At 64.9% G+C, this 17,063-nt stretch carries 17 protein-coding genes; 5 read left to right on the top strand and 12 right to left on the bottom strand.

What is annotated here, in order from left to right; translation table 11 throughout:
• The first annotated feature begins 144 nt into the window (after nt 1-144).
• The 3 genes from moaA (at nt 145) to NG698_RS17070 (ending at nt 3,381) form a co-directional block, all read left to right on the top strand.
• Entirely contained in the window at nt 145-1,347 is a 1,203-nt protein-coding gene (gene moaA / locus NG698_RS17080) for a GTP 3',8-cyclase MoaA (RefSeq protein ID WP_252611184.1), read from the top strand.
• Between the two features lie 4 nt (nt 1,348-1,351).
• Entirely contained in the window at nt 1,352-1,618 is a 267-nt protein-coding gene (locus NG698_RS17075; RefSeq protein ID WP_252611182.1) for a MoaD/ThiS family protein, read from the top strand.
• Between the two features lie 221 nt (nt 1,619-1,839).
• Nucleotides 1,840-3,381, top strand: a complete 1,542-nt coding sequence (locus NG698_RS17070; RefSeq protein ID WP_252611180.1) for an HNH endonuclease signature motif containing protein — start codon at nt 1,840-1,842, stop codon at nt 3,379-3,381.
• 12 nt (nt 3,382-3,393) lie between these two features.
• Here NG698_RS17070 and NG698_RS17065 read toward each other — a convergent pair whose 3' ends face one another.
• Nucleotides 3,394-4,533: a helix-turn-helix transcriptional regulator gene (locus tag NG698_RS17065; protein WP_252611178.1), complete on the bottom strand. Its 1,140-nt coding sequence runs from the start codon at nt 4,531-4,533 to the stop codon at nt 3,394-3,396.
• Between the two features lie 207 nt (nt 4,534-4,740).
• Between NG698_RS17065 and NG698_RS17060 the strand changes: the two genes are divergently transcribed.
• On the top strand, nt 4,741-5,022 hold the full coding sequence (locus NG698_RS17060) for a hypothetical protein (protein ID WP_252611176.1): 282 nt from the start codon (nt 4,741-4,743) through the stop codon (nt 5,020-5,022).
• Between the two features lie 56 nt (nt 5,023-5,078).
• Here NG698_RS17060 and NG698_RS17055 read toward each other — a convergent pair whose 3' ends face one another.
• The 10 genes from NG698_RS17055 to truB form a co-directional block, all read right to left on the bottom strand.
• The gene (locus NG698_RS17055) at nt 5,079-5,540 is read right to left on the bottom strand and encodes a DUF1579 family protein (RefSeq protein ID WP_252611174.1); all 462 of its coding nucleotides are present in this window, start codon (nt 5,538-5,540) and stop codon (nt 5,079-5,081) included.
• Between the two features lie 31 nt (nt 5,541-5,571).
• A complete protein-coding gene (locus tag NG698_RS17050; RefSeq protein ID WP_252611172.1) occupies nt 5,572-6,915 on the bottom strand; it encodes a M16 family metallopeptidase in 1,344 nt (447 codons plus the stop codon).
• A 124-nt stretch (nt 6,916-7,039) separates the two neighbouring features.
• Nucleotides 7,040-9,292, bottom strand: a complete 2,253-nt coding sequence (locus NG698_RS17045) for a polyribonucleotide nucleotidyltransferase (protein WP_252600052.1) — start codon at nt 9,290-9,292, stop codon at nt 7,040-7,042.
• A gap of 249 nt (nt 9,293-9,541) precedes the next feature.
• Entirely contained in the window at nt 9,542-9,811 is a 270-nt protein-coding gene (gene rpsO, locus NG698_RS17040; protein ID WP_056348417.1) for a 30S ribosomal protein S15, read from the bottom strand.
• A 230-nt stretch (nt 9,812-10,041) separates the two neighbouring features.
• Nucleotides 10,042-11,289 (bottom strand): kynureninase, encoded by a 1,248-nt coding sequence (locus NG698_RS17035; RefSeq protein ID WP_374209891.1) that lies wholly within the window; start codon nt 11,287-11,289, stop codon nt 10,042-10,044.
• 8 nt (nt 11,290-11,297) lie between these two features.
• On the bottom strand, nt 11,298-12,152 hold the full coding sequence (gene kynA, locus NG698_RS17030; RefSeq protein ID WP_252611170.1) for a tryptophan 2,3-dioxygenase: 855 nt from the start codon (nt 12,150-12,152) through the stop codon (nt 11,298-11,300).
• Between the two features lie 40 nt (nt 12,153-12,192).
• Nucleotides 12,193-13,176 (bottom strand): bifunctional riboflavin kinase/FAD synthetase, encoded by a 984-nt coding sequence (locus NG698_RS17025; RefSeq protein WP_252600030.1) that lies wholly within the window; start codon nt 13,174-13,176, stop codon nt 12,193-12,195.
• 184 nt (nt 13,177-13,360) lie between these two features.
• Complete coding sequence (locus NG698_RS17020) at nt 13,361-13,831, bottom strand: hypothetical protein (RefSeq protein ID WP_248761779.1); 471 nt, start codon at nt 13,829-13,831, stop codon at nt 13,361-13,363.
• A 1-nt stretch (nt 13,832) separates the two neighbouring features.
• On the bottom strand, nt 13,833-14,186 hold the full coding sequence (locus NG698_RS17015; protein ID WP_248761780.1) for a hypothetical protein: 354 nt from the start codon (nt 14,184-14,186) through the stop codon (nt 13,833-13,835).
• Between the two features lie 2 nt (nt 14,187-14,188).
• A complete protein-coding gene (gene truB / locus NG698_RS17010) occupies nt 14,189-15,172 on the bottom strand; it encodes a tRNA pseudouridine(55) synthase TruB (RefSeq protein WP_252611168.1) in 984 nt (327 codons plus the stop codon).
• Between the two features lie 69 nt (nt 15,173-15,241).
• On the opposite strand from truB, the gene NG698_RS17005 reads away from it, so the two are divergent.
• Nucleotides 15,242-16,408: a pyridoxal phosphate-dependent aminotransferase gene (locus tag NG698_RS17005; protein ID WP_252600028.1), complete on the top strand. Its 1,167-nt coding sequence runs from the start codon at nt 15,242-15,244 to the stop codon at nt 16,406-16,408.
• Between the two features lie 12 nt (nt 16,409-16,420).
• Here NG698_RS17005 and NG698_RS17000 read toward each other — a convergent pair whose 3' ends face one another.
• The gene (locus NG698_RS17000; RefSeq protein ID WP_058929495.1) at nt 16,421-16,906 is read right to left on the bottom strand and encodes a nucleoside deaminase; all 486 of its coding nucleotides are present in this window, start codon (nt 16,904-16,906) and stop codon (nt 16,421-16,423) included.
• Between the last annotated feature and the right edge of the window lie 157 nt (nt 16,907-17,063).

Genomic DNA, 17,063 nt, shown 5'->3' with positions numbered 1-17,063 from the left:
GGAGCTGTTCACCTCTCCAGCATAGGTTCGCCGGGCCCCGGCGGCGCGGGACTTCGCCACCGTTCGGAGGGACTTCCGGCGATGGAGCGGATCCCGGGCGTCATGGGCGTGATCCCGGGGGTAAACGTGGCGTAGCCTGAATTCATGAGTGTTCAGCTAGGCATGCCACAACCCCGGGAGGATGCAGGGCCGGGGCTGCCGCCTGCCCGGCCGGCCGGCACGGCGCCGGGACTGCTGGACCAGTACGGCCGCCGGGCCACGGACATGAGGCTGTCGCTGACGGACAAATGCAATCTGCGCTGCACCTACTGCATGCCGGCCGAGGGGCTTGAATGGCTTTCCAAGCAGGCCGTGATGTCCGCCGAGGAGATCGTGCGGATTGTCCGGATCGGCGTGGAGCTGCTCGGTGTTCGCGAACTGCGCCTGACGGGCGGGGAGCCACTGGTCAGGGCGGACCTGATTGACATCATTGCGGCCCTGCGCAGCAACCATCCGGAACTGCCCATCTCCATGACCACCAACGGCGTGGGCCTGGACAAGAAGGCCGCCACGCTCAAGGCTGCGGGCCTGACCCGCATCAACGTCTCACTGGATTCGCTGCACGAAGAAACCTTCACCAAGCTGACCCGGCGCCCCTTCCTGGACCGTGTCCTGGCCGGCGTCGATGCCGCCTGGGCCGCGGGACTGGGCCCCGTCAAACTCAACGCCGTCCTGATGCGGGGCATCAACGACACCGAGTCGCCGTCCCTGCTCGCCTGGGCGCTGGACCGCGGCTACGAACTGCGCTTCATCGAGCAGATGCCGCTCGACGCAGACCACGGCTGGACCCGCCGGAAAATGATCACCGCGGCCGAGATTCGCACTCTGCTCTCGCGCGACTTTGTGTTGAGTCCCGATCCCCGCGCCCGCGATGGAGCCCCCGCGGAACGCTTTGAAGTACGACGCCGGGCAGCCGGGACCGCGGGGCCGGATAGTCCCGTGCTGGGTACCGAGGGACTAGTGTCTGCCGCTAACGTGCATCGGCCGGAAGGCGTGGAGGCGGCGCCGGAAGCCCAAGGGCCGGTGCTCGGCACCGTGGGCATCATCGCGTCCGTCACGGAGCCGTTCTGCTCCGACTGCCGTCGCACACGGATCACCGCCGAGGGCAAGATCATGAGCTGTCTGTTCTCCCGTGAGGAGTTTGATCTCTTGGGTCTTCTGCGGGACGGCGCCGGTGATCAGGCCCTGGCCGAACGCTGGCAGGATGCCATGTGGGTCAAGCCAAAGGCCCACGGCATGGACCACACAGGTCTCGGCGCGGCGGACTTTGTCCAGCCGGACCGCAGCATGAGCGCCATCGGAGGCTGAATTCTTGAACGTACGTTACTTCGCTGCCGCACGCGCTGCCGCTGGGGTCGAAGAAGAGCTCTTCGATCTCGCGCCGGGGGCCACAGTGGCCGACCTGCTGCTGGCAGTCCTGGCTGTGGACCGCGCCGAGCCCGCTGCCGGCACTCCTCCCCTGCAACGTATCCTGTCCCGGAGCAGTTTCCTGCTCAACGAGGTGGCCGTCCGGGACCGCACGACTGTGTTAAATCCGGGCGATGTGGTCGACGTGCTGCCTCCGTTCGCCGGCGGGTAGGACACCTTGCAGACGGCGCGAGGGGACACTTGAGGCCCCGGATCTTGGCGCGAACGAACATTTGAGGCCCCGCGTCCTTGGTGCGAACGGACAGTTGAGGCCCCTGCAACGACACCTTGAAACCGCCCACGGATGCAGGCACTTACAGTTGCTTCGCGGAGTTATGCACATAGCCGTTCAGGCTGGCCGTTATTGTCAGACCCTCGCGGGATGATTTGAGTATGGATAGCAGAGCAGCTGTAGCGACGGCGGAGGCCCTTTCGGCATCCTTCGCTGAGCTGGCTGTGGCGCTCCGGGACGGGACTGATTCCAACTGTTCCGGGGACGCTGATCCTATGCGTCGGAGAGCAGATGAATTCCTGGACGGGCTGGCCGAGATCTCACGGCTGGACGCGAAAAGTGCCGCACTGAAGGCCTGGCTGGCTGCCGGCTACACCGCCGCCGCCGAGACTTTGGCGGGCCCTGCAACGTCGCCCGAGGACCATACCGGGCAGGAGATGGCCGTCGTCGCGGAGGTCGCGTGTGCCCTGACGGTCAGTGAACGCACTGCCGGGGCCCTCCTCGCCGAAGCCCACGCCCTGACCACGGCCCTGCCGCTGACATTCTCCGCGCTGCAGGCAGGGACGATCTCGTGGCAGCACGCCCGGATCATGGTCGACGAAACCACCAACCTCGACAGGCCGGGCGCGGCGGCGTTGGAGGCACATTTCCTGGACCCTCACGTGGTGAATCCGGCACGTGGCCCGGCCGGTGAGCTCATCCCCGGAAGGTTCCGGCACAAGGCCCGCACCTGGCGGGAACGCCACCACCCGGTCAGCATCGAAAAACGCCATATCAAGAGCGCAGCCGACCGACGCCTGGAATATGCCCCGGACCGCGACGGCATGGCCTGGCTCTCCGCCTACCTCCCTGCGGACACCGCCGCCGGGATCTGGAACCGGACCCCCACAGTGGCCAGGGCGTTGCAGGGGCCTCATGAGGACCGGAACCTCAGCCAGCTCCGAGCAGACATCGCCGCCACCTGGCTTCTGACCAACAACAGTGCAGGCAGCGGAACCGGTGATGAAGGTAGGGAAAAGAGCGGCGGCGCGACCGGCGAAACGAGCCACGAAGAGACCGGGGGCATCGCCGTGAGCGGCGGTGTTCCATCCCCGCGGGCGCAGGTGTTGATCACGGTCCCGGTCATGGCGCTGCTGGGCCAGACCGACGAACCCGCCATGCTCGACGGATACGGGCCGATCCCGCCATCCATGGCCCGCCACCTGATCGCCGACGGTGCCGAATCCTTCCACCGCGTCCTGATCGATCCCCGCGACGGCGCACCCCTGGAAATCGGCCGGACCAGCTACCGGCTCACCAAAGCCCAACACCAATGGCTACGACTACGGGACGGAAAATGCCCGTTCCCAGGCTGCAGCAACCACTCCCTCGACAACGAAGCGGACCACCTCCTCGCCTGGGCCCACGGCGGCACCACCGGCATCCCAAATCTCGGCCAACCCTGCCACAAACACCACAGACTCAGACACATCACCGGTTGGAAACCCACCACCGCCACCAAGAATGAACCACCCGGCTGGACCTCACCCACCGGACGGCACTACCAAAGCGAACACCCCGACTGGGAACCACCCCACTGGCCAGCCAACATCCCCATGCCCGGCGCCGGCACCAGCACCGGTTCGGTCTTGGACGCGGACCTGGACTTGGAACTCGACCTGGACCTGGACCTGGACCTGGGCATACCACCGGCACGGAGCTGAACTGCGTTTCGGTTACTGGGCCGTTCCCATCGCCAGGGCCAACAACGTCGCGCGGCTATGGACGCCGCATGTCTCGAAAATCTGCTTGAACTGATCCTGGACGGTATGGGCCCCGATCCCCAAGGCGTCAGCCATGGCGTTGGTGTCGGCGCCGCTGGCGGCAAGCTCAAACAATTCCCGCTGGCGCGTTGTCAGCCCGAAGCTCCGGGCGAACATATCAAGCCTCGCCGCCGGAGGGCAGGCCTGGATGGTGACGGCCAATGGCGGAATGGCCGCCGTGCCGGTAGAGTCCATCCGGCTGGCCTGGAGGAGGGCCCACTGGCCTGACCCGATGTGCACACGGGCGGACGCAGGATGACGATCCACGCCCGCCTCACGCGCCAGCAGCTGGGCAGCGACGTTGAGGACCTCGGCCGGTACGCGTTGAAAGGGACGCGGGCCGGCCTGGAGCAGTCCAAGCCACTCCTCCACCGAAGCCGTTCCACCCACCACCGCCATATCCGCATCCAGAGTCAGCACAGCCTGCTGAGGCAAGTCCGGCCCAGGACGTTCGCCGACGGCTGACGCCCGCGTACGGACCACCTCGTGTCCTACGGGGTCGCGTCCGCCAGGCACCTCCAGGAGAAATTGCCGGGCTATCGAACGACGAAGGGCGGGCATGACCTCACGCGTCACGGCAGCGACGTATCCCACTTCGTCGGCGGTAAAGGGATTTTCCTTCGCCGTTCGCCAGAGGTCAATCCAACCCCAGCAACCGTGCTTGTCCGCCAGCACTGCGAACAGGACATCGGTCACTCCGTAGCGCTTCATCAGGCCATCCCATACCAGGCTCCGTGATGGATTGCCGGCAGTTTCGCGCAGCAGCGTCGTGACCGGCGACGGGCTGATCGCCAACTGCGTCCACCGACCTGCCTGCGTCAGATACTTGAGCCTGATCAGCAACGGCAGTTCGTCCGGGCACGGAATCCGGGCCATGGGCGACATGCCCGTCGCCGTCAGCGGATCTGAGAGCGGCCACACGAAAGCACTGAACGGAAGCACCCGGCCCAACTCAGCGAGCACGGCAGTGCGTAACGAGTGGTGATCCGGGGCGGAGTCGCCGATGAGCCGGATCCGTTCAAAGCTCCTGTTCCAGGGCCTGCCGGGGGTCATTCCCCCAGTATGCCCTCTGTGGACAGCACCGGGTTTTCTACCAAGATCCCAGATTTCTGGGATACCGGCCACATCGGCCGGCAGTTAACGTGACAGTACGCGACGCAGCGGAACCGTGCGGCTGTCCCAGGACAGGAGCCATGGGTTGGACAGCACGGAGGCAAATAAGTGCGATCAACTAACACGATGAGCTAAGGAGAATTAGCAATGTACACACTGCAAATCGAACATGGCATTAAGGACTTTGGCATGTGGAAAGAAGCCTTCGACCGGGATCCAGTGGACCGCGCGGCCTCCGGAGTCGTCGGCCACCGGATTTCCCAGCCTGTGGATGATTCCCACTACGTGGTGGTGGAACTCTATTTCAACGAACCCGGCCCGGCTGAGCAATTGCCGGCGAACCTGAAAAGTAGGGTGTGGAATTCGTCTTCCGCAGCGCCAGCCTTGAACGGCGCTCCGCGGACAAGGATTCTGGAATCAGCCGGCTGACGGTCGGAATTCTGCAGGGGCCCCAAGTGTCCGTTCGCGCAGGGGTCGGGATGGGGTCAGACGCGGCGGCACTCGGAGTTCATGAACGGGACAAAGGCCTGGCCGTCGCCGAGGCGCAACTCGGCGGTGTGGATCAGCACGTCGTTGTCCACCCGGAAAGTATGGCGGGCAGTCCCCCGGTCACTGTGGCGCTCGACGCGCAGCACACCGTCCACCCACGTGCAGCGGGCCGGGGCTCCCGGCGGTAGGCCCATGCTGTCCACGTGGTACCAGAGGATGTCGTTGTGGTCACGGTCGACAGTAAAAACGCCGTGGCCTTCAAAGTGCGTGCCATCAGCTTCGGTGTGTCTGTAACTTTGCACGACTGCGTAGCCCCCGGCAGCCCTGGTGTAACTGATTTCCGCCGAGGCCGTGCGCTTGGGCCCCCAGGCCGACGCGTCCAGCCAGGTGGTGCCGCGCCAATGGCCCAGGAAGTTCTCCAGGACGGCGTGCACCGTGCCCGGCTGCGGAAAGTTCATAGGTTCATTATGGCGGGCGCAAGCCTGCCCGTCAGAGACCGAAGGTTTCGGTCTCCTCGAACGGGCCCACCACGGTGACAGTCCGCGGGGCGGCCGCCAGTTCCCTGGCAAGCTCCTGGACCTCCTGCGCAGTGACCGCCTTGATCTGGCGCAGGGTCTCGTCGATGTCCTGGTATTCACCGGACACGAGTTCAGCACGGCCCAGGCGGGACATGCGGGAACCCGTGTCCTCCAGTGCCAGGACAATTCCGCCGCAGAGCTGGCCCACGGCCTTGCGCAGTTCGTCGTCGGAGATCCCGCCTTCGGCAAGCTTGTCCAGCTCCAGCCCCAGCAGGTCCAGTACCTGGCGGACCTTGGACGGAGTGCACCCTGCGTACATCCCGAAGTAGCCTGCATCCGCGTAGGAGGAGGCAAAGGAGTACGTGGAGTACACCAGGCCACGCTTCTCGCGGATCTCCTGGAACAGCCGCGAGGACATCCCGCCGCCCAGGACGGCGTTGAGGACGCTCATGACGTAGCGGCGTTCATCGGTGGCCACAATCGTCGGGCAGCCCATGATGATATTCGCCTGTTCCACCGCACGCTTGACCACATGCAGCCCGGCTGTGCCGGTGATGTCCGCCCGCTCGGTGGAGCGGCGATCCACCGGAGCGGCATCCGGCTCAAGTGACCACCCGGCAGTGTGGAGGGCGTCCACCACAAGGCTGCAGACGACGTCGTGCTCCAAGCCCCCGGCGGCGGTGATGACCAGCTCATCCGGGCGGTAGTAACGGCGGTAGTGCTCCCAGACGGACTCGCGGGCGACGGCGCGGATCGCGGCGGGCGTGCCGCCGATAGGGCGGCCCAGCGGGTGGGTGCCCAGGACGGCAGCCACAAAGTTTTCATGTGCAACGTCCGTGGGGTCGTCGCTGTCCATGGCGATTTCCTCCAGGATGACGTCGCGCTCCTGCTCCATCTCGGCCGGATCCAGGACGGCACCGGTGATCATGTCGGCAATGACGTCGATGGCCATGGGCAGGTCCGTGTCCAGCACGCGCGCGAAATAGCACGTGCTCTCCTTGGCCGTGGCTGCGTTGGACTCCCCGCCCACCTCGTCAAAGGCCGAGGCGATCTCCAGGGCAGTGCGGCGTTTGGTCCCCTTGAACAGCAGGTGCTCCAGGAAGTGCGTGGAGCCGTGCTGGCCCGGGGCTTCATCGCGTGACCCGACGCCCACCCAGAAACCGATGGTCGCCGAACGCTGGCCCGGCATCGCTTCGGTGAGCACCCGAACGCCGCCCGGCAGCACCGAACGCCGGACAACGGAGCCGCCGTCGGAGCCGTGGACCAGGGTGTCGCCGGGCTGGTTCTGCTCAAGCGGCAGGGGTACAACAGTCATTGAAGCCTTTCAGGAGCGGCAGCCGGATCTGGCTGCCATCGTAACAGCGGCGGGGCCGGTGGATCATCCACCGGCCCCGCCGATTCATGCTGTGTGGAGGAGGATGCTCCTCCACGTCAGTGGACTACTCCGCTTCGACAGCGCTCTCTGCGGCGGAAGCGTCAACGCTCTCGGCGCCTTCTTCTTCAGCCACTACGGGGGACAGCGACAGCTTTCCACGGTCATCGATCTTGGTGATTTCCACCTGGATCTTCTGGCCGACGGAAACCACGTCATCAACGTTGTCCACGCGCTTGCCGTTGGCCAGCTTGCGCAGCTCGGAGATGTGCAGCAGGCCGTCCTTGCCCGGAGTCAGCGAAATGAAGGCACCGAAGGTGGTGGTCTTGACGACCGTACCCAGGTAGCGCTCGCCGATTTCCGGGATCTGCGGGTTGGCAATGGCGTTGATGGCGGAGCGTGCTGCGTCAGCAGACGGACCGTTGGTGGCGCCAATGTAGACCGTGCCGTCGTCCTCGATGGAGATGTCGGCGCCGGTGTCTTCCTGGATCTGGTTGATCATCTTGCCCTTGGGCCCAATGACCTCGCCGATCTTGTCAACCGGGATCTTGACCGCGATGACGCGCGGCGCGAACTCGGAGAGCTCATCCGGGGTGTCGATCGCGGAGTTCAGGACGTCCAGGATGTGCAGTCGGGCTTCGCGGGCCTGCTTCAGCGCTGCTGCCAGCACGGAAGCGGGGATGCCGTCGAGCTTCGTGTCCAGCTGGATGGCCGTAACGAATTCGGCGGTGCCGGCAACCTTGAAGTCCATGTCTCCGAAAGCATCTTCGGCGCCGAGGATATCGGTCAGGGCTGCGTAGCGGGTCTGGCCGTCAACCTGGTCGGAGACCAGGCCCATGGCGATACCTGCAACAGCTGCCTTCAGCGGCACACCTGCATTGAGCAGGGACAGCGTCGAAGCGCAGACGGAACCCATCGACGTCGAACCGTTGGAGCTGAGAGCCTCAGACACCTGGCGGATCGCGTAGGGGAATTCCTCGCGGGACGGCAGCACCGGCATAATGGCGCGCTCGGCGAGGGCGCCGTGTCCGATTTCGCGGCGCTTGGGCGAACCCACGCGGCCGGTCTCGCCGGTGGAGTACGGCGGGAAGTTGTAGTTGTGCATGTAGCGCTTGCGCGTGACGGGCGACAGCGAATCGATCTGCTGTTCCATCTTGAGCATGTTCAGCGTGGTGACACCCATGATCTGGGTTTCGCCGCGCTCGAAGATTGCCGAGCCGTGCACGCGGGGCAGAACCTCAACCTCGGCGGTGAGCTGGCGGATGTCCGTCAGGCCACGGCCGTCGATGCGGATCTGGTCCTTGAGGATACGCTGGCGCACAACCTGCTTGGTAACCGAGCGGAATGCTGCGGACAGCTCCTTGTCGCGGCCTTCGAACTGGCCGGCCAGGGAAGAAGTGACTTCGTCCTTGAGCGAATCCGTTGCAGCATCGCGTTCCTGCTTGTCAGCGATCTGGAAGATAGCGGCCAGCTTCTCAGCGGCAGCGGACTCAACAGCGGCGTAGACGTCATCCTGGTAGTCCAGGAAGACCGGGAACTCAACGGTGGGCTTGGCAGCGCGTGCAGCCAGGTCCGCCTGGGCGTCGCAGAGTGCCTTGATGAACGGCTTGGCAGCCTCGAGGCCCTCGGAGACAACCTCTTCGGTGGGAGCGGTGGCGCCCTGTTCCTTGATGAGGTTCCAGGAATTGTCGGTTGCTTCGGCTTCGACCATCATGATGGCGACGTCGTCACCGGCAACACGGCCGGCTACAACCATGTTGAACACAGAGTTCTCGAGCTGGGAGTGCTTGGGGAAAGCAACCCACTGTGAACCGTGCTCGTCAGCGACGAGGGCAACGCGGACGCCGCCGATCGGGCCGGAGAACGGCAGGCCCGAGAGCTGGGTGGACATGGAGGAGGCGTTGATGGCCACCACGTCGTAGAGCTCGTCGGGGTTGATGGCCAGGACGGTCACCACGATCTGGACCTCGTTGCGCAGGCCCTTGACGAAGGCCGGACGCAGCGGGCGGTCCATGAGGCGGCAGGCCAGGATGGCCTCGGTGGACGGGCGGCCTTCGCGGCGGAAGAACGAGCCCGGGATACGGCCGGCGGCGTACATGCGCTCTTCAACGTCAACCGTCAGCGGGAAGAAGTCGAAGCCTTCACGCGGGTGCTTGCCGGCGGTGGTGGCGGACAGCAGTGCGGTGTCTTCGTCGATGTACACCATGGCTGCGCCGGCTGCCTGCTTGGCAAGACGGCCGGTTTCAAAGCGGATTACACGCTTGCCAAAGCGGCCATTGTCAATGACTGCTTCTGAGAACTGGATTTCGGGACCCTCCAAGAGAGTCACCTCCGTTTCTTGTTTCACGGAGTCCAGCCGCATCAACCCAGGCCAGCATCTGTCTACTGGCCTGCACTGCACCCGGTCATCGATCGAGATCCACGGGCCGGGGGCTTCATTCTTCGAAGCCGTTCCCGGGGATCACTACCGAGGACCGCGAATGCGTGATGCGGTTGATCCTCCTGTTTAGTTTTTCTTCTGAAGAAGGCGGCCCTTTCCGTCACGGAAGGGGCCGCCCCTTAAAGCTGACTAGCGGCGCAGGCCGAGACGCTCGATGAGCGCACGGTAGCGGGTGATGTCAGTGTTCTTGAGGTAGGTGAGCATACGCTTGCGACGACCAACCATGGCCAGCAGACCGCGCTGGGTGTGGTAATCGTGCTTGTGCACCTTCATGTGCTCAGTCAGATCCTTGATCCGCTGAGTCAGGACTGCAACCTGGACCTCCGGTGAACCGGTGTCGCCCTCGGACGTTGCGAAATCCTGGATGATGGACTGCTTTACAGCGGCGTCAAGTGCCACAATAACTCCTATAGATGTGCCGTGAGGCCCGATTCAGTACTTCACTGCCGGGTCTGCCCGCGCGGGAATCCCCCGGAAACCAGGGAATTTCCACACATGGCAGGAACCAGCCGCCACGGACTGCAGCCGGATCCATCTGCTAGTTTACCGGCCCCGCCGCAATCTTGTCGAAACAGCCGCCGCCGTCAGCCGCGGCCGTCCCCAAAAGGCCGTCACCAAATGCCCGTGGCTCAGCGACGCAGCTGATCCCGGATGGCGGCCATCCCCCGGAACAGCTCCGCGAAGCTGGTGCTCAAGGGCGACAACCCCACGCGGATCCCGTGTGGTGCGCGGAAGTCCGGGATGACGTCCTGTTCCCACAGCGCCGCCGTCACGTTCCGGAACGCCGGATGATCCACGGTGATGTGGCTCCCGCGAAGCTCCGGCTCACGCGGCGACGCCAGCTCGACGCCCGCCGGTTCCAGCCATGCCTCAAACAGCTGAACGGCGAAGGCTGTGAGTTTTAGGGACTTCTCCCGGATGGCAGCCATGCCGGCCTCTTCGATGAGGTCCAGGGTCCCGCGCATGGCCAACATCCCGAAGATGGCCGGAGTGCCGCTGAGGAAACTCCGGATACCGGGCGCCGGCTCGTAGCCTGCGGCCATCTCGAACGCGTCCTTGCGTCCCATCCAGCCCCAGATCGGCTGTTTCAGACCGGGCAGGTGCCTGCGATTGACGTAGGCGAACGCCGGCGAGCCCGGTCCCCCGTTGAGGTATTTGTAGGTGCAGCCCGCGGCAAAATCCACGTTTGCCCCGTCCAGGTCCAGCTCCACGGATCCGGCGGAGTGGCACACGTCCCAGACCACCAGCGCCCCCGCGCTGTGTGCAACTTCCGTGATGCCCGGAAGGTCGGCCAGGAAGCCTGAGCGGTAGGCCACGTGGCTCAGAAGTACGACGGCGGTGGCCGGGCCGGTCGCGTCCCGCACCTGTTCGACGGTGACTCCGGACGCAGGATCGGCTTCGATCCACCGCAGGGTCAGGCCTTCCTCGCGGGCGATGCCCTCGACCAGGTAGCGGTCCGTGGGGAAGTTATCCGTGTCCAGGACGAACTCTGTGCGGGCGGGGTCAGCCACGGTGGCCAGCGCGGCGCGGATCAGTTTGTAGAGCACCACCGTGGTTGAGTCGGCGATGACGGTCTGGCCCCGGGCTGCGCCGAGGACAGCGCGGCCCAGCTGATCGCCGATGGTCTGGGGCAGGTCCAGCCATTCCTCATCCCAGCCACGGATGAGCCGGCCGCCCCAGCCTTCCCCGATAAAGGTGCTGATGTCCCGTTGTGTCCGCTTCAGCGGGCGGCCCAGGGAATTGCCGTCGAGGTAGGAAAGGTCCGTGTCCGTCCCGATGAAGAGGCCGCGGTAGCGCGCCAACGGGTCGCCTGCATCCAGTTGCGCGGCCTGCTCAAGGAGGTCGGCGGCGTCGTGGTTCTCCATGTTCGCGTCCATTGCGCTGCTCACTGGCCGATCTCCGTTCGTACGGCGAACAGTTCCGGGAAGAAGGTGAGCTCAAGGGCCTTTTGCAGGAAGGCAGCGCCGCTGGATCCCCCGGTTCCAGATTTCATCCCGATGGTCCGCTGGACGGTTCGCAGGTGCCGGAACCGCCAGAGCTGGAAATTATCCTCCAGGTCCACCAGTTCCTCGCACGCCTCGTACGCACCCCAGTTAGCGGCGGCGTTTTCGTAGATGTGCTTGAACAGCGGCACCAGCTCAGGGCAGAACTCGTGGGCACGGGTGACGTCCCGCTCCAGGACGGACTGTGGCACGTCGAAGCCCTGCCGGGCCAGGTAGGCCAGGAACTCGTCGTAGATGCTGGGCGCCTTAAGCACGTCCTCCAGCATGGCGTGCGCGTCCGGGTCAGATTCGAAGACCGGCAGCATTTTTCGGTTTTTGTTGCCGAGGATAAACTCCACGGCCCGGTATTGGCTGGACTGGAATCCGGAGGAGTTGCCCAGGAACCCGCGGAACTGGGAGTACTCCGTGGGCGTCAGCGTGGCCAGGACGGACCATTGCTCCGTCAGGGTTTTTTGGATGTGCTTGACCCGGGCGATGCCTTTGAGCGCGGAGCCGAGATCGTCTGCGCGCAGCCAGGCCGCGGCGCTGCGGAGCTCGTGCAGCACCAGCTTCAGCCACAGCTCGGTGGTCTGGTGCTGGATGATGAACAGCAGCTCGTCGTGGTGTTCGGGCGTGCTGACAGGTTGCTGTGCGCTGAGCAGGGTGGTCAGCTGGAGGTAGGACGCGTAGCTCATCCGGGAACTGAAATCGCGGACTATGCCTTTGTCCAGTTTGCGGGTGTTCTTCTCGACGGCCACGGTGCTGCCTCTCTGGGTGTTCGGTGCTGGTGGGACCGGGTCAGCGCCGCACCAGGAGATCGTGGGCCTGAATAACGTCCAGACGCATCTGGTCAACAAGCGCCTCCGGCCCACGGTATGCCACCATGCCGCGGAGCCGGGCCACAAATTCGACCACTACTGTCTGGCCGTACAGATCGAAATCCTCCACGGCCTCGTGCGGACGGTCAATCACATGGGCTTCGACCTGGCGGCTGACGCCGTCGAACGTGGGATTGGACCCCACCGAGATGGCCGCCGGCCAGCGAGTGCCCGCCTGGTCCACCAGCCAGCCGGCGTAGATGCCGTCCGCGGGGATGAACCCGGTGGCCTCGTGGGCAAGGTTAGCGGTGGGGAACCCGAGTACGCGGCCGCGGGCAGCACCGTGGACAACCTCCCCGCGCATGCGGTGCGGTCGTCCCAGCACCGCGGCGGCGGTGGCGACGTCGCCTTCCTGCAATGCTTCACGCACCCAGGTGGAGGAGCAGCGGCGGTCGGTGCCGTCGTCGTCATGCAGCGGGTAGCCTTCCGAACCGAACTCGCTGATGACCTGGACGTCGAAGTCGAACTTTTCGCCCAGTTGCTTCATGGTGTCAAGGTCACCGGAGTTGCCCCGGCCGAACCGGGAATCGTGACCGATCACCACGTGGCTGGCGTGCAGGCTGTCCACCAGGACCTGGCTCACAAATTCTTCAGGGGTGAGACTGGCCAGGTTCAGCGAGTACTTCATCACCAAAATTGCATCCAGGCCCAGCTCCCCCAATGCGACCAGTTTGTCCTGCAGGCCCATGATCATTTCAGGCGCGGACTCCGGGCGGTGGATCAAGGCCGGGTGCGGGTCAAAGGTGACGGCAACGGCCTTCGTCCCGTTGAAGCGGGCCGAGCGGATTAGCTCGGAAAGGACTTGCTGGTGCCCGCGATGGACGCCGTCGAAGTTGCCAAAAGTGACAACGGAGGGACCAAAGTCCGCCGGGACCTCGGACGGATCGTTCCAGATGTAGACCATCACCCTCGCCTTTTACTGCCTAAAACTGACATCTCTCCGAACGCACCGGCGCCGGAACTCTCTAGATTACCCGCATTCAGTACTGCTGCCGGACGGCGCCGGGCCAACTGGAGGGCACGCGCGGACATGTCCGGAGGCCCGACCGCGGCGGCCGATCGCTGGTGCTGTTTGCCGCTGGTGCGGTCTACTGCTGGTTCGGCCGGCGCCGGTACAGCCACACCAGACCCAGGACAGGCAGCAGCAGCGGAATGAACGCGTACCCCCGGCCAAAAAGGGACCAGACGGTCTCATGCGGGAACGCCACAGAATCAAACACGCTCAACGCCCCCACTACCAGCACGCCCACAAGTTCCACCAGGACGGCGGCCAGCGAGATCTTGAACCAGGTGCGGCCGGGCTTGGCCAGGGACACCGTTGCCACAACGTAGACCAGCGCCGCGAACGCGGAAAGCAGGTAGGCGAGCGGGGCTTCGGAGAACTTGGTAAGGATCTGGTAACCGGCGCGTGCGGTGGCCGAAATGGCAAACACTGCATAGACGGCGATGAGCAGGCGTCCGGGGCCGGTGTTCCGAGTGTCCTTGACGCCGGCCTTGGCGTCTGCCTTGGCACGGGCGGCTTCGGAACGAGGTGCTTTCACGTTGCGTACTTCTTCCATTTCAGTACCAGATCTGGTTCATGCGGGCGGCCATCACCAAGGCCGTGACACCGACGGCGGCGAGGACAAAGTTGCTCCAGCGGGTCCGTTCCAGGATGGACCAGTACACGGCTGCCGGCGGCAGGAGCATCGCCGTGGCCAGGTATCCCCAGAATTCCCAGGCTTCCCCGGCAATCGGTTCGCCCGCGATCACCCGCACGATCGAACCCACCAGGTAAACCAGCAGTGCCAGCTCGACGGCGGCAACGGACAGGATGGTGAGATCGTTGGGGGCTTTTTTCAGGATGCCGGCACCGAGGCAGATTCCGCTGGAGAGCAGGCCGACCACCAGGATGATGTAGAAATAGGCGTCCATGCCTAAGCGTCCCCGCCCGCAGCATCTTCAGGCACAACATTCTCGGGCGCAGCATTCCGGGCCGCAGTTTTTTCTGACGCACCGTTGCCAGGCGCGAATACCAGGACAGGCTTGGCAAAGTTTCCGGAGTCCGCCAGGAGCGCCACGAGGCTGCCGTCCGGCGCGAACGCTGCTGCCGGGTGCTCAGTGGTGGCAGCCGCGGGATCTCCTGCTTCCGCTCCCGCTGCGATCCGGCGTCCGAAGGAAATCTCTCTGGCCTCCTCCGCTGTGAGTTCGCGGTTAGGCATCAGTGCCCGGGCAGCCTGGGACATCTCCAGGACATTCAGCTCCTCGGCCAGCTGTTCCAACGTCCGGGCCTGGTCCAGCGAGTACGGGCCAACGTGGGTCCGGCGGAGGGCGGTCAGGTGGCCGCCCACTCCCAGCCCGTCGCCGAGGTCACGGGCGAGGGCGCGGATATAGGTACCGGATGAGCACTCAACGGTGACATCAATGTCCACGACGTCGCCGCCCGCTTCCCGGTTGATGGCGTGAACTTCGAAACGGTGGATGGTGACCGGGCGCGCCGCGAGCTTTACCTCTTCACCGGAGCGGACCCGGGCGTAGGCACGTTCTCCGTTGACTTTAATGGCGCTGACGCTGCTGGGCACCTGCTGGATTTCACCCGTGAGGGCGGCGACGCCGTCGTGAATTGCTTCATCGGCGACGGCGGCGGCACTGACGGCGGCAATCACGTCACCTTCGGCGTCGTCCGTGATAGTGGACTGGCCCAACCGGATGGTTGCCGTGTACGTCTTGGACGTGCCCACGATGTAGGTCAAGAGCCGGGTGGCCTTGTTGATGCCGACCACCAGGACGCCGGTAGCCATGGGATCAAGGGTGCCGGCGTGCCCCACTTTCCGGGTCCCGGCGAGACGCCGCATCCGACCAACCACATCATGGCTGGTCCATCCCTGCGGTTTGTCCACTATCACCAGTCCAGAAAGCACGCTTCCCAGTATATCGGCGCTGGCGACGGACCCCGCCCAGGTGCGCGGGTGGCGGCTAGGATGGCATCCATGCCTGAGCTTGCGGCGCACGCGCGCGACGTCCCCGTCAACCAGATCCGCGAAATCACCGAGGCCGCCTGGCATACTCCCGGGGCCATCGTCCTGAGCATCGGCGAGCCGGGCTTCGCGCTCCCCCGCCACATCCTGGAAGCCGGCATGGCGTGCCTCGACCGGGACGAAACGAATTACACGCCCAACGCCGGCATCCCGGCCCTCCGTGAAGCGTTCGCCACCCGGTTCCGTGAACGCGCCGGACTCAACACCGGCCTCGGTGCCGAGCGCGTCTACGTGGTGGACGGAGCGCAACAGGGCCTGCACTTCGCCATGAGCCTCCTGCTCTCCCCCGGCGACGAAATCCTGATCCCGAACCCCGGCTACCCCACGTTCGCCATGACCAGCCGGCTCCTGAATGCCGTGCCGGTGGGCTACCCGCTGTATCCCGAGCATGACTTCCAGCCGCGGATCCAGGACATTGAAGCGCTCATCACGGACCGGACCCGGGTGCTCATCCTGAATTCCCCGTCCAACCCGCTGGGCGCCGTCCTCGGCGAGGACCTGACCCGGCAACTTGTGGACCTGGCCCGCAAGCGCGATCTCTGGATCATTTCCGACGAATGCTACGAGGCCTTCACTTACGACGTCCCCCACGTCAGCCCGGCCCGGTTCGACAGCGACGTGCCCGGCGAGGCGCGCGTGTTCACGTCGCTGACTCTCTCGAAGACGTACGGCCTCACCGGCCTGAGGATCGGCGCCCTGGTCTGTCCGCCGGGGCTGGAGCAGAAGATGAACAACGTGATGGAAGCGATTGTCTCCTGCGTTGCCTCGCCGTCGCAGTACGCCGCGCTCGCGGCACTGACAGGCCCGCAGGACTACGTCGGTCACGCCCACGACCACTACCGGGCCAACCGGGACGCGGCCTCAGCAGTGCTGGAGGACAAGCGAATCCCGTACCTGAGTGCACAGGGAGCCTTCTATCTGTGGGCCAACGTCTCCCATGTCAGCGACGGGGACGTCCGCAGCTGGGCCCGCAGGTTCCTGGCCGATTCCGGCGTTGCGCTTGCGCCGGGAACTGCCTTTGGCTCGATCGGCGAGGGCTGGGTACGGATCGCGCTGTGCGGTACCCGCAACGATTTGGTGGAGGGTGTCGGCAGGCTGCCTGAACGCCAGGATTCATGATCCGGCACCTGGTTAGTAATCCTTGCGTTTCGTGTTGCGGCGCCACGCGTCAAACGGAGCGTCCGACGCCGGAATGGCGGTTTGGGCGACCGGCAGAAGTTCCGGACGCGTGCCGTTGAAATACTCGTAGAACACGGCGTCGTCGAAACCGGCCGCGGCTGCACCATGGCGGTCGGCCGCAAAATAGACTCGATCAATCCGCGCCCACAGTGCGGCTGACAGGCACAGCGGGCACGGCTCGCAGCTGGTGTAGAGCACGGCGCCGCTCAGGTCGAACGTGGCGCCTGCGGCTGCCGCAGCGCGGATTGCCACCACTTCGGCATGCGCGGTGGGGTCGTTGTCCCGGGTGACCCGGTTGGTGCCTTCATGGACCCGCCCATCCGGGGTCACAACCAGCGCACCGAACGGGCCGCCACCGTCGGAGACGTTCCGGACAGCCAGCTCAATGGCCTGTTCCAGGTATCGGGTGGCCTCGTGGTTGTCGCTCGCCTGCGTCATAACTAGATCCTAGCCATGAGCCAGGATTTCCGGTTCAAAATAGGGGGCACATTAGGGCTCTCCTGACTCTTCCGTGGGCGTTTTGAGCGCGCCTTAACGGACGCACGCCGCTTTCCGTCTATAGGTTTCTGACTGTCTAAGGAAAGAAACTTTTAGA

The organism is Pseudarthrobacter raffinosi (genome assembly GCF_023913735.1).
GTDB classification, from domain to species: domain Bacteria; phylum Actinomycetota; class Actinomycetes; order Actinomycetales; family Micrococcaceae; genus Arthrobacter; species Arthrobacter raffinosi.
This window is presented reverse-complemented; position numbering and strand designations above follow the sequence as displayed.